10 protein-coding genes are annotated in these 13,043 nt (G+C 71.9%); 6 read left to right on the forward strand and 4 right to left on the reverse strand.

Going from position 1 to position 13,043, the window contains the following annotated elements; translation table 11 throughout:
• Window positions 1-335: 335 nt before the first annotated feature.
• The 6 genes from H570_RS0103805 to H570_RS0103830 are packed head-to-tail and all read left to right on the forward strand — an operon-like array spanning window position 336 to window position 7,083.
• Window positions 336-821: a pyridoxamine 5'-phosphate oxidase family protein gene (locus H570_RS0103805; RefSeq protein WP_027079582.1), complete on the forward strand. Its 486-nt coding sequence runs from the start codon at window positions 336-338 to the stop codon at window positions 819-821.
• 4 nt (window positions 822-825) lie between these two features.
• Window positions 826-1,827, forward strand: a complete 1,002-nt coding sequence (locus tag H570_RS16290; RefSeq protein ID WP_036135031.1) for a ligase-associated DNA damage response exonuclease — start codon at window positions 826-828, stop codon at window positions 1,825-1,827.
• Window positions 1,827-3,437 (forward strand): ATP-dependent DNA ligase, encoded by a 1,611-nt coding sequence (locus H570_RS0103815; protein WP_027079583.1) that lies wholly within the window; start codon window positions 1,827-1,829, stop codon window positions 3,435-3,437. Before H570_RS16290 ends, H570_RS0103815 begins: the two co-directional genes overlap by 1 nt.
• The gene (locus H570_RS16295; RefSeq protein ID WP_051176091.1) at window positions 3,434-5,914 is read left to right on the forward strand and encodes a ligase-associated DNA damage response DEXH box helicase; all 2,481 of its coding nucleotides are present in this window, start codon (window positions 3,434-3,436) and stop codon (window positions 5,912-5,914) included. The genes H570_RS0103815 and H570_RS16295 overlap by 4 nt, the downstream gene beginning before the upstream one ends.
• Window positions 5,901-6,545 carry a ligase-associated DNA damage response endonuclease PdeM gene (gene pdeM / locus H570_RS0103825; protein ID WP_027079584.1) on the forward strand — a complete coding sequence of 215 codons (645 nt, stop codon included), beginning with the start codon at window positions 5,901-5,903 and terminating at the stop codon, window positions 6,543-6,545. The genes H570_RS16295 and pdeM overlap by 14 nt, the downstream gene beginning before the upstream one ends.
• Window positions 6,546-6,588: 43 nt before the next feature.
• Window positions 6,589-7,083 carry a TspO/MBR family protein gene (locus H570_RS0103830; protein ID WP_036135033.1) on the forward strand — a complete coding sequence of 165 codons (495 nt, stop codon included), beginning with the start codon at window positions 6,589-6,591 and terminating at the stop codon, window positions 7,081-7,083.
• An 18-nt stretch (window positions 7,084-7,101) separates the two neighbouring features.
• Here H570_RS0103830 and H570_RS0103835 read toward each other — a convergent pair whose 3' ends face one another.
• The 4 genes from H570_RS0103835 to rpmB all read right to left on the reverse strand — a co-directional run bounded on the left by H570_RS0103835 (window position 7,102) and on the right by rpmB (window position 13,031).
• Entirely contained in the window at window positions 7,102-8,514 is a 1,413-nt protein-coding gene (locus H570_RS0103835; protein WP_027079586.1) for a cryptochrome/photolyase family protein, read from the reverse strand.
• Window positions 8,515-8,675: 161 nt separating this feature from the next.
• Window positions 8,676-12,125, reverse strand: coding sequence for a hybrid sensor histidine kinase/response regulator (locus H570_RS0103840; protein WP_027079587.1), 3,450 nt, complete (start codon window positions 12,123-12,125; stop codon window positions 8,676-8,678).
• Window positions 12,126-12,619: 494 nt separating this feature from the next.
• The gene (gene rpmG / locus H570_RS0103845) at window positions 12,620-12,784 is read right to left on the reverse strand and encodes a 50S ribosomal protein L33 (protein ID WP_027079588.1); all 165 of its coding nucleotides are present in this window, start codon (window positions 12,782-12,784) and stop codon (window positions 12,620-12,622) included.
• A 10-nt stretch (window positions 12,785-12,794) separates the two neighbouring features.
• Window positions 12,795-13,031, reverse strand: coding sequence for a 50S ribosomal protein L28 (gene rpmB / locus H570_RS0103850; RefSeq protein ID WP_027079589.1), 237 nt, complete (start codon window positions 13,029-13,031; stop codon window positions 12,795-12,797).
• Window positions 13,032-13,043: the final 12 nt, after the last annotated feature.

Genomic DNA, 13,043 nt, shown 5'->3' on the forward strand with positions numbered 1-13,043 from the left:
GCGCTGCGCCGCCAGGACCGCCCGCAGCGACGCCGGCTGGATTGGCTTGGTCAGCACCCGGTAGCCGCGCGCGGGCGGCCTGCTCGAGGGCGTCGCTGCCATCGCCGGTGAGCAGGGCGCCATGGAGCCGCAGCCGGACGAACTCGAGCAGTCGCCGCCGTCAGGCAGCATGGATCCGCCGGCTGTACGAACGGCGCCGCGGTTCCGCATCGTCACGCCCGGCCGTGCGCGCGTGCACGACCGACACGGCGATCGTTGATGCAGCCACGCGGCCCTCACTTGCACGGTGCTACATCGGAGGCCCCCACAACGGCCTTGCAGGCCAGGAACGTGCCATGGGCGACCCCCGCGAACTTGAAGAAAAATTCTGGAAGGCGCTGGAAAGCGACCGCACCGTCATGCTGGGCCTGGACGGCCGGGAGCAGGGCCATTGCCGGCCGATGACCGCGCAGGCCGAGGACCGGCGCACGCCGATCTGGTTCTTCACCTCGCGCGACAACGCGCTGGTGCAGGCGCTGGCCGGCGGCAGCGGGCCGGCGATCGCGGGCTTCGCCTCCAAGGGCCACGATCTGTTCGCGAGCATCCGCGGCACGTTGCGCGAGGACACCGACCGCGCGGTCGTCGAGCGGCTGTGGAACCCGTTCGTTGCCGCCTGGTTCGAGGGCAAGGACGACCCGAAGCTGCGGCTGCTGCGCCTGGATGCCGCGGAGGCGGAGGTGTGGATCGACGCATCCAGCTTGCTGGCAGGCGTGAAGATGCTGCTCGGCATGGACCCGAAGGAGGACTACAAGGACAAGGTCGGCGACGTCGACCTGCGCTGACGCGATGCCGTCGCGCGCCGATGACCTGGTCATCGCCTCGCCGGAGGGCCTGTACTGCCCGGCGGGCGGCTTCCACATCGACCCGTCGCGCCCGGTGCCCGTGGCGGTCATCACCCACGGGCACGGCGACCACGCCCGCAGCGGAATGGGCACCTACCACGTGGCGCGGGAAGGCCTGCCGATCCTGCAGTGGCGGCTCGGCAAGCAGGATTACCGCGTCCATCCGGCCGGTGAACGATTCAGGATCGGCGGCGTGCAGGTGTCGTTGCATCCCGCGGGGCACGTGCTGGGTTCGACCCAGGTGCGGATCGAAGCCGGCGGCGAAACCTGGGTGGTGTCGGGCGACTACAAGCGCGACCCCGACCCGACCTGCCTGCCATTCGAAGTCGTGCACTGCGACGTGTTCGTCACCGAGTCGACGTTCGCGCTGCCGATCTACCGGTGGGCGCCGGCGAGCGACGTGGCGCGCGACATCGAGGCCTGGCGGGTGGAGTGCGAAGCACAGGGAGAGGCCGCGATCCTGTACTGCTACGCGCTGGGAAAGGCGCAGCGCGTGCTGGCCGAACTGGCGCCGATCAGCCCGCGCCCCGCACTGCTGCACGGCGCGATCGACGCCGGGGTCGCGGTATACCGCGATGCGGGCGTGGAAATGCTGCCCACGCAGCGGGTGAGCGAGCTTGCGCGCGATGCCGACGTGGCCGGCGCGCTGGTGCTGGCGCCGCCGTCGGCGGCAGGCAGTCCCTGGATCCGGCGCTTCCGCCGCGCGCAGCAGGGCTTTGCGTCGGGCTGGATGCGCATCCGCGGCAATCGGCGGCGCCGCAATCTCGATCGTGGCTTCGTGGTGTCCGACCACGCCGACTGGCCGTCGCTGCTGCGCACGGTCGAGCAGACCGGCGCGCGGCGCGTGGTGGCCATGCATGGCGACAGCGCCGCGCTGGTGCGGGTGCTGTGCAGCCGCGGCCTGGACGCGGCGACACTGGATGCCGGCTACGGCGAGGACGACTGATGCGCCGCTTTGCCGCGCTGTACGAACGGCTTGACCGCAGCACCGGGACCGGCGACAAGCGCCGTGCGCTGGTCGACTACTTCCGGCAGGCGCCGGCGGCCGATGCGGCCTGGGCGGCATGGCTGCTGTCGGGCGGCAAGGTCGGCGGCGCGCGCGCGCGCATTGCGTCCGGCGGCGAGCTGCGCGCATGGGCAGCGGCCGAATCCGGTTTGCCGGACTGGCTCGTGGAGGACTGCTACCACCAGGTGGGGGACCTGGCCGAAACCCTGGCCCTGCTGTTCGACGACCCGGCGCCTGCGCAACTCGCGCCGGACGCGGGACTCGCGCAGTGGATCGAAACGCGGCTGGCGCCGCTGGCCAATGCCGACGAGGCGCCGCGCCGCGCACTGGTGGTCGGGGCTTGGCGAAGCCTGCGCTTCGGCGAGCGGCTGGTCTTCAACAAGCTGCTGACCGGTGCGCTGCGCGTGGGCGTGTCGCAAGGCCTGGTGCAGCAGGCGTTGGCTGCGTTCTCCGGGGTGGAGATCGCCCTGCTCGCCCAGCGCATGCTCGGCACGTGGACGCCGGATGCCGCGTTCTTCGAAGCGCTCGTTTCGCCCGAACCACAGCCCGGCGACGGGCAGCTGCCGTATCCGTTCTTCCTCGCGTCTCCACTGGAAGCTTCGCCCGAATCGCTGGGCGACGTGCGCCAGTGGTGGCTGGAGTGGAAATGGGACGGCATTCGCCTGCAGGTGCTACGCCGGGCCGACGGCGTGGTGCTGTGGTCGCGCGGCGAGGAACGGATGGATGGGCGCTTCCCCGAGATCGAGGCCGCCGCCGCTGCGCTCCCGGCCGGCTGCGTGCTGGACGGGGAGCTGCTGGCCTGGCGACCCGGCGCCGCGGAGCCGCTGCCTTTCAGCGTCCTGCAGACCCGCATCCAGCGCCGCAGGCCCGGGCCGAAGACACTGGCCGACGCGCCGGTACGCGTGCTGGCCTATGACCTGCTGGAGGAGGACGGGCAGGACCTGCGCGCGCTGCCGCTGGCGCAGCGGCGTGCGCGCCTGGCGGCGCTGTTGGAAGGATGCGACACGGACCGGCTGGCGCTGTCGCCGCGCCTGGCCGCCGACGACTGGACCAGCGCGTCTTCGCTGCGCGACCAGGCGCGCGCGCTGGGCGTGGAGGGACTGATGCTCAAGGCTGCGCAGTCGCCCTACCGGCACGGGCGCAAGCGCGGCGACTGGTGGAAGTGGAAGGTCGATCCGCTCAACGTCGACGCGGTACTGCTTTACGCGCAGTCCGGCCACGGGCGTCGCAGCACGCTGTTCACCGACTACACGTTCGGGCTCTGGGACGGCGGCGCGCTGGTGCCGGTGGCGAAGGCGTATTCCGGCCTGGACGACGCCAGCATCCTGCGCCTGGACCGCTGGATCCGCGCGCACACCCGCGAGCGCTTCGGCCCGGTGCGCGCGGTCGAGCCGGTGCAGGTGTTCGAGCTGGGGTTCGAAGGCGTGAACCGCTCGGCCCGCCACAAGACGGGGGTCGCGGTCCGGTTCCCGCGCATCCTGCGCTGGCGAGAGGACAAGTCCGCGGCCGAGGCGGACGCGGTCGACCGCCTGCGGGCGCTGGCGCGGTGACGCCCGGTCCCCGCCCGCGCGCCGGGCCGCAGGCGCCGCTGCTGGCGTGGTTCGACCAGCGCGGGTGGCGCGCCGCCCCGTTCCAGCGCGAAGCCTGGCGGCGCTACCTGGCTGGCGACAGCGGCCTGCTGGTCACGCCGACCGGCAGCGGCAAGACCCTCGCGGCGCTGGGTGGACCTTTGCTCGAAGCGCTGCGGCTGGGCGACGCGCCGCCGCGCAAGCGGCGCGGCGTGCCGCTGCCGCCCCGCCTGCGCGTGCTGTGGATCACGCCGTTGCGCGCGCTGGCCGCCGATACGGTGCGCGCGATGTCCGAGCCGATCGCCGGTCTCGGCGTGCCGTGGACGGTGGCGATGCGCACCGCCGACGCCAGCGCCGGCGACCGGCGGCTGGCGCAGGCCGGCCATGCCGACGTGCTGGTGACGACGCCCGAATCGTTCGCGCTGTCGCTGTCCTACCCGGACTCGCCCACGCGGCTTGCCGGCGTGCGCGCGGTGGTGGTGGACGAGTGGCACGAACTGCTCGGCAACAAGCGCGGCGTGCTGCTGCAGCTGGGCCTGGCGCGGCTGCGCGCCATCGCCCCGGGCGCGCGCATCTGGGGCCTGTCGGCGACCCTGGGCAACCTGGCGCAGGCGCGCGACGTGCTGCTGCCGCACGCACCGTCGGCGCCGATCATCGCCGCGCCGCGCCGACGCCCCACGCTGGAGACATTGCTGCCCGCTGCGGGCGAGCGATTCCCGTGGGCCGGTCACCTCGGCCTGTCGCAGCTCGCGCGTGTGACCGCGGTACTGCAGCGTGCCCGCAGCAGCTTGTTGTTCACCAACACCCGCGCGCAGGCGGAGCTGTGGCACAAGGCCCTGCAGTCGGTGTGGCTGGATGCGCCGGAAACGCTGGCGCTGCACCACGGCTCGCTCGACGCCGGCCTGCGCGCGGCCGCCGAGGCGGGTTTGCGCGACGGCAGCGTGCGCTGCGTGGTCGCCACCTCCAGCCTGGACCTGGGCGTGGATTTCCCGGCCGTCGACCAGGTGCTGCAGGTCGGCAGCCCCAAAGGGGTGGCGCGCCTGCTGCAGCGCGCCGGCCGCGCGCGCCACCGCCCGGGCGAAACGGGGCACGTGGTGTGCGTGCCCACGCATGCGCTGGAGCTGGCCGAATACGCCGCTGCGCGCGTGGCCCTGGCGCACGACCGGATCGAAGACCGGCCGCCGCCGCGGCTGTCGCTGGACGTGCTGGCGCAGCACTGCGTGACCCTGGCGCTGGGCGGTGGATTCGAGCCGGAGGCGCTGCTGGCCGAGGTGCGCGACACCGATGCGTTCCGCGGCCTGGACGAAAGCGCCTGGCAGGCAGTGCTCGACTTCATCGTGCGCGGCGGCGGCGCGCTGGAGCATTACCCCGACTACCACCGCGTGGTGCGCGACGACGACGGCGTCTACCGCGTGCATGACCGCCGGGTGGCGTTCCGGCACAGGCTGTCGATCGGCACCATCGGCAGCGACGGCAGCGTGCAGGTGCGGTTCGCCAAGGGCGGGCACCTGGGCAGCGTCGAAGAGGCCTTCGTCGCCCGGCTCAAGCCGCGCGACCGTTTCCAGTTCGCCGGTCGCACGCTCGAGCTGATGCAGCTCAAGGACATGACCGCGTATGTGCGCCTGGCAACAGGCGGCGAAGGCCTCGTGCCGCGCTGGCAGGGCGGGCGGATGCCCCTGTCCACGGCGCTGGCGGCCGAGGTGGAGGCGATCCTGGCGAAGCCCGCGGGCAGTCCCGAGATGCGCGCGCTGGCTCCGCTGCTGGCCTTGCAGGCCGGGCTGTCCGCGCTGCCTGCCCCGGACCGCTTGCTGGCCGAGGCGCTGCGCACGCGCCAGGGCTGGCATCTGTTCCTGTATCCCTTCGCCGGACGCGCGGTGCACGAGGGCCTGGCTGCGCTGCTGGCATTGCGCTGGGCGCGCAGCGCGCCGAACAGCTTCACGTGGGCGGTCAACGACTACGGACTGGCGCTGACGGCGCAGGCCGAGACCTGGCCCGCGCCCGGACAGCTCGAACGGCTGCTTGCGCCGGAGCATCTGCTGGATGACCTCGAGGCCAGCCTCAACCTTGCCGAATTGGCGCGCCGCCAGTTCCGCGACGTGGCGCGCGTGGCCGGCCTGCTGCCGCCTTCGCTGCCCGGCCGGGCGGCGCGGTCGCTGCGCCAGCTGCAGGCCTCGAGTGGCCTGCTGTTCGACGTGCTGTCGCGCCACGATCCGGGCCATGTGCTGCTCGCCCAGGCCCGGCGCGAAGTGCTGGAGCAGCAGCTTGAGGTGCGCGCGCTCGACGCCACGCTGCGCGCGTGCGGCCAGCGCAGGATCGTGCTGCGTCGGCCGCGCGGGCTCACCCCGCTGTCGTTCCCGCTGTGGGCCGAGGCGCTGCGCGGGCAGCTGAGCACGGAGGACTGGCGCACGCGCGTGCAGCGTGCCGCCGTGCGACTGGAAGCGGACCATGGACGCGCTTGACGTTCACGTCGAAGGCGAGCGGCTGCGCCTGCTGGCGGGTCGCGCGCTGTTCTGGCCGGCGCGTTCGCGGCTGATGCTGGCGGACCTGCACCTGGGCAAGGGCGACATCCTGCGTGCCGCGGGCATTCCGGTGCCCAGCGGCGGCACCCGGGCCGACCTTGCGCGACTGGATGCGTTGTTGGCCGCCACCGGCGCCCGCGAGCTGTGGATCCTCGGCGACTTCCTGCACGGCCGGCGTGGCGCGCGCGTGGATGCGGCGTGGCGCGCATGGCGCCACGCGCACGCGGACTGCGCGGTGGCAGTCATCGCCGGCAACCACGACCGCGCGCTGGACGCCGCCGCGGCGGGCGTGGACGCGCTGGCCGACGCGACGGTCGACGGTCCGTTCGTCTTCCGCCACGCGCCGGCCGCCGGCGGGCCCGGACGATTCGTGGTATGCGGGCACGTGCACCCGGTGGTGCGCCTGCCCGGCCTGCCCGGGCGCCATCCCGCGTTCTGGCGACGATCCGGGGTGCTGGTGTTGCCGGCGTTCTCCGCTTTCACCGGTGGCCACCTCCTGCCACCGCGCGAATGCTGGGTCGCCTGCACCGGCGGCATGCTGGTCGACCACCGCCCCTCGACGTGCGCATGACGAGCAGCCGGATATGAAGTCAACACCTGTCCCGGAGAACGACATGGCCCCGATGCGACGTAACGACTGGCTGGCCCTGGGAGGCTGGCTGCTGCTGACCTTCGCCGCCGCCGCGCTCGGCAGCGCGGCTTCCATCCGCGCCGCCGACTTCTACGCCACCCTGGCGCAGCCGCACTGGGCACCGCCGGCGACGGTGTTCGGCCCGGTGTGGGGCGTGCTGTACCTGCTCATGGCGCTGGCCGCCTGGCTGGCGTGGCGCCACGGCGGCGGCTGGCGCGGCGCGCGTGCCGCACTCGGGCTGTTCGTGTTCCAACTGGTGGCGAACACGCTGTGGAGCTGGCTGTTCTTCGCCTGGCACCTGGGCGCGCTGGCCTTCATCGACATCATCCTGTTGTGGGCGCTGCTGGCGTGCACGCTCGTCGCGTTCTGGCGCATCCGCGCGCTGGCGGGCCTGCTGTTGCTGCCATACCTGGCCTGGGTGAGCTTTGCCGCCGCGCTGTGCTTCAGCGTCTGGCGGCTCAACCCGCAGGCGCTGTGATTCCTTGCCGCGCGGCCGTCAGTTGCCGCGCAGTGCCGAGAACGCCTCCAGCGCCGACGCGCGGCCGGAGGCCAGGTCGATCACCGGCGCCATCGGATAGTCGTGCACGCGCCCGGCCAGCCCTGCGGGCGCTTCCCACGGCGCGGCGCGGTACTTCGCCGGCAGGCCGGCCAGCTGCGGCAGCCAGCGCGCGATGTAGGCGCCGTCCGGATCGAACCTGCGCGCCTGCAGCACCGGGTTGAACACGCGGAAATAGGGCGCGGCGTCGACGCCGGTGCCCGCCACCCATTGCCAGCCCAGCGTGTTGTTGGCCAGGTCCGCGTCCACCAGCGTGTCCCAGAACCAGCGCGCACCGTGCTGCCAGTGGACGCGCAGGTGCTTGGACAGGAAACTGGCGGCGATCATGCGCACCCGGTTGTGCATCCAGCCGGTCGCCCAGAGCTGGCGCATGCCGGCGTCGACCAGCGGTACGCCGGTGCGGCCGCGTCGCCATGCTTCGAGCAGGCCCGGGTCGGCATCGGCCCATTCGAACCGGTCGAAGCGCGGGTTGAAGTTGGACTCCGGCGTGTCCGGGAAATGGTGCAACACGTGGTGGGCGAACTCGCGCCAGCCCAGCTCGCGGATGAAGGCCTCGCCGGCCGCGCCGGCCCCGGCGGCGCGCACCGCCTCCACGATGCGCCACGGGCTGATCTCGCCGAAGTGCAGATGCGGGGACAGGCGCGAGGTCATCGGGAGGTCGGGCCGGTCGCGGCCGTCGGCGTATCGCGCCAGCGCCGCGTCGACGAACGCGCGCAGCGCGCGCTCGGCACCCGCCTCGCCCGGCGTCCACTCGTTCCAGAACGGCGCGTCCCAGCGCGGGGCCGGCGCCAGCCCGAGCGCTTCCAGACTGGTTTCGCCCGGCAGCGCCGCGATGCCAGGCAGCCGCTCGGGCGCGGGGCGCGTGCGCGGCGGGTTCCAGTGCGCCAGTGCCGCCTTCCAGAACGGCGTGAACACGCGGAACGGATCGCCCGCCTGCGTTCCCAACTGCCACGGCTCGAACAGCAGGCTGCCGTTGAACGCGTCGGCACGCAGGCCGTCGGCACGCAGCGCGCGCCGCACTTCTGCGTCCCGCGCGGCGCGTGTCGGTTCGTGGCTGCGGTGCCAGAAGATGGCCGCCGCGCCCGCGTGTGCCGCGATCGCGCGCAGCGTCGGCAGGCTGCCGCCGCGGAACACGTGCAGCCGCGTCCCCCGTTTGCGCAGGTCAGCGTCCAGTGCGCGCAGCGCCCGCAGCCGCCACGCGTCGGATGCCGCGCCGGGTCGCCAGCGGCCGTCTTCCTGCGGCGCATGGATATAGACGGGCACCGGAGCCAAACCCGCCTGCAGCGCGGCGTGCAGCGCCGCGTGGTCGCGCAGGCGCAGGTCGTCGCTGAACCAGATGAGGGCGGTTGCCATGGAAAAGACGTCGGTGCGCACGCGGCGCGAGGCCCATCATCGTGGCGTCGCGCGCCGCGGCCGTCCAGCGGCGCAGCCGTCGTCCAGCTTCGCGCCGCAGTGTGGGCGCCGAAGTGCGCGAAACCGACGTGACGAGCGCGGTGCGTTGGTTCGATGCGTCCTCAGGCCCGCGTGGCCTGATTGCGTTGCGCCGCGAGGAACGCCCGCAGCGACGCCGGCTTGATCGGCTTGGTCAGCACCCGGTAGCCGCGTGCGCGGGCGGCCTGCTTGAGGGTGTCGCTGCCGTCGGCGGTGACCAGGGCGCCGGGCAGGTGCGGGTGGCCTTCGCGCAGTGCGTCGAGCGTGTCGAGGCCGTCGAGCCGGTCGTGCAGGTGGTAGTCGACCAGCAGCACGTCGGGCTTGTCGGCCATTTTCGCCAGCGCTTCGTCGACGGTGGCCGCGCGCAGCACCTCGACCTGCCAGCGGCCGAGCAGCGCGGCCATGCCGGCGAGGATGTCGGAGTCGTTGTCCACGCACAGCACGCGCATGCCCGACAGCGAATCGGGCAGGCCGCCGCGCGACTGTTCCAGCGCCGCCACCGGGCCGTGCGCGCGCGGCACGAAGATCGAGAACATGCTGCCGCGCCCGGGGGTGGAACGCACGTGCATCGGCTGGTCGAGGATGTGCGAGATGCGCTGGCAGATCGACAGCCCCAGGCCGAGGCCCTGCTCGCCCCAGTTGGTCGGCTGCTCGTAGCGCATGAACTCTTCGAAGATCTGCCCGAGGTGGTGGTCGGGGATGCCCGGCCCGGTATCCCACACCTGCAGTTCGACGCGGTCGCCGCGCGCGCGCGTGGCCAGCACGATGCGGCCCTCGCGGGTGTAGCGCAGCGCGTTGGCGAGGAAGTTCTGCAGCACGCGGCGCAGCAGGCGGCGGTCGCTGCGTACCGGCGTGGGCCGCAGGTGCAGGCGCAGGTCGATGCCGCGCGCGGCGGCCATCGGCGCGTACTGCGCGGCCAGCTCGCGCAGCAGTTCGCCGGCGTCGAAGTCGGTCGGTTCCGGCTGCAGCGCGCCGGCGTCCAGGCGCGAGACGTCGAGCAGGCCGTCGAGCAGTTCTTCCGCGGCACGCAGCGAGGTGTCGACGCGTTCGGCCAGGTGGCGCTGCTCGGCGGGTTCCTCGGCTTCCCGCAATGCGGAAGTGAACAGGCGCGCGGCGTTGAGCGGCTGCAGCACGTCGTGGCTCAGCGCGGCGAGGAAGCGGGTGCGCGACTGCTGCGCGTCGGTCGCTTCGCGGGTACGGGCGGCAACGCGCTGCTCCAGCGTTTCGTTGACCTCGCGCAGCGCGGACTCGACGCGCTTGTAGTCGGTGACGTCGCTGTAGCTGGTCACGTAACCGCCGCCGGGCAGCGGCTGGCCGCGCATCTCGATCACCTGGCCGGATGCGCGAACGCGCTCGAACACGTGCGGCGAGCCGGCGCGCATGTAGCCGATGCGCTTGTCGACCTGCGCCTGCACGTCGTCGTCGACCGCTTCGCTGCGGCCCAGTTCGCCGCGCTCGGCGTTGTAGCGGATCAGGTCGGCGGCCGGCCGGCCGACGTAGAGCATGCCGTCGGGGTATTCGAACATCTCCTGGTAGCGCCGGTTCCACGACACCAGGCGCATGTCGTGGTCGACCACGCTCACGCCCTGGCCGAGGTTCTCCAGCGTGCTCGACAGGATCTCGCGGTTGAAGCGCATCTCCTGCCCGGCTTCGTCGAGCACCGCGACCACTTCGGCCACGTCCATGCCCGAGCCCTTGAGCGCGCGCGTGAGCACCAGGCGCGCGCTTGACGAACCGATCGCGGCGGCGAGCATGCGTTCGGTGAACTGCACCCAGTGGCGATCGGCTGGTGCATGAGGTGCGAGCGCGTCGCCGCGCGCTTCGGCCTGCTCGGCGAATGCGCGCCGCGCCGGCTGTTCGCCGACGATGCGCGCGGCCAGCGCCAGCAGGTCGGCGACCTGCACGCCGCTGTGCGAAGCACCGGGCACCAGCGCAGGACGCGTTGCATAGGGATCGAGAAACGGCGCGTTGCGCAGGCGTTCGTCAAAGCCCGGTCGCCAGCGCGCCGACACCAGGAACAGCGCGCCGATGTTGAGCAGGAGCGACCAGAACGTGCCGTGGGTCAGCGAATCCCAGCCGACCAGCCCGAACAGCTGGCGCGGCCGCAACCAGCCGATGTTGAACGGGCCGTGGTCGATCCAGCCGCGGTCGAACCAGCCGGCATCGGTCAGCGCCGGCAGCAGCAGCGTGTACAGCCACGCCGCGAAGCCGAGCAGCAGGCCGGCCTCCACGCCCTGGCGGCTGGCACCGCGCCAGTACAGGCCGCCGATCAGCGCTGGCGCAAACTGCGCCACCGCCGCGAACGACATCAGGCCATATGCCGCCAGCGTGGTGTCGCTGCCGCTGACGCGGTAGTAGCCGTAGGCCATCGCGGCGAAGCACACGATCGCGATGCGGCGGATCCACAGCACGGTCGATGCGACGTTGCCGCCGTGGCGCTGCGCCCAGCCGCGCCGCAGCAGCGGCGGCATGACCAGGTCGTTGCTGACCATCGTCGCCAGCGCGACGCTGGCCACGATCACCATGCCGGTGGCCGCGGAGAAGCCGCCGATGTAGGCGGCCAGCGCCAGCCAGTCGCGGCCTTCCGCCAGCGGCAGCGCCAGCACGATGCTGTCCGGTGCAACGTCGGGGTCGCCGTTGAACAGCGCGACGCCGGCGCTGGCGATCGGCAGCACCATCAGCGAGATCACCGCGAGGTAGGTGCCGAACATCCAGCGCGCGCGGCGGATGTCGGCCACTTCCACGCACTCGACCACGGCGACGTGGAACTGCCGCGGCAGGCAGATGATGGCGGCAAAGGCGAGCAGGGTCTGGCCGATGAAGCCGACCGGACGGTGCTCGACCAGCAGCGAACGAGTGGCTTCGACCAGGTGCAGGTCGCGGCTGGAGAACCAGCTGATCGCGAAGATCCCGACCGCGACCAGCGCCACCAGCTTGACCATCGATTCGAGCGCGATCGCCAGCATCATGCCCGGCCGATGCTCGCTGGCGTCGACCTGGCGGGTGCCGTAGAGGATCGCGAACACCGCCATCAGCGCCGCCACGTACAGGGCCGGGTCGCCGAGCGCCGAATGCGACACCGCGCGCCCGCCGAGCACGCCCAGGCTCACCGCGACCGCCTTGTACTGCAGCGCCAGGTACGGCACCGCCGCGATCAGCGCGATCACCGACACCATCGCCGCCAGCCGCTGCGAGCGGCCGTAGCGCGCGGCGATGAAGTCGGCGATCGAGACCGTGCCCTGCGTCTGCGCGACCAGAGCCAGGCGCTCGAGGATGCGCCAGCCGAACAGCAGCATCAGCAGCGGGCCGAGGTAGATCGGGAAGTAGCCGATGCCGGTCCGCGCCGCGGTGCCGACCGCGCCGTAGAACGTCCACGACGAGCAGTACACCGCCAGCGACAGGCTGTAGACCAGCGGCCGTAGCCAGGTGTTGCCCTGCGAATACTGCGGGTGGCGGTCGCCCCACCACGCCACCACGAACAGCAGCGCGGCGTAGGCCACGGAAACCAGCAGCAGGATCCAGCCAGGCAGCATGCGGTGCCCTCGACGGCGACAGGGCGAGTGTAGCCGGGAGCCCGGCGTGCGCGATCGTGTCCGGCACTTTTGTAGGAGCGGCTTCAGCCGCGAGCTCTTGATCTTCGCAGCGCCTGGAGAGCTCGCCGCTGAGGCCGCTCCTACGAAAGACTGGAGCGGGCGCAGGCAAAAGAAAACGCGCCTTGCGGCGAGTGTTCTCCAAAGCTCAAAGGCGCTGGATTCCGACTGGAGTATTGGGGATGACGCATCGGCACAGGCGAACGTGCGACGTGTGGGCAAACAGAAATCCGCCATGGGGCGGGCTTCTTCGGAGCTCGGGTCGCTGGTCCCCGGCTAAAGCACTCGGGGATGACGATTCGCTGGCGCCATCGCTGCGCGTTGGCTGGTCGGCGAAAAGCAAAGGCCCGCCTTGCGGCGGGCCCTGGATCCCCGATTGAAGCGCTCGGGGATGACGATTTGCCGGCGCCAACGCTATCGCGTTGGCTGGAAGATCGTCACTTGATCTTGCCTTCCTTGTAGATCACGTGCTTTCGCACGACGGGGTCGTACTTCTTGACCTCCATCTTGCCGGGCGTGTTCTTCTTGTTCTTGTCGGTGGTGTAGAAGTGGCCGGTGTTGGCCGAGGAGATCAGACGGATCTTGTCGCGCTTGGTAGCCATGGTGTCCTCCTCAGACCTTTTCGCCGCGGGCGCGGAGGTCGGCCAGAACGACGTCGATGCCGTTCTTGTCGATGGTGCGCATGGCGGCTGCGGAAACGCGCAGTTTCACCCAACGGTTCTCACTGGCGACCCAGAAGCGGCGCTCGTGCAGGTTGGGGAGGAAACGACGACGGGTTTTGTTGTTGGCGTGCGAGACGTTGTTGCCGCTCATCACGCGCTTGCCGGTGACCTGACAAGTCCGGGACATGACGCACCTCGA

The sequence above is a fragment of the Luteimonas mephitis DSM 12574 genome, from assembly GCF_000422305.1.
GTDB classification, from domain to species: Bacteria; Pseudomonadota; Gammaproteobacteria; order Xanthomonadales; family Xanthomonadaceae; genus Luteimonas; species Luteimonas mephitis.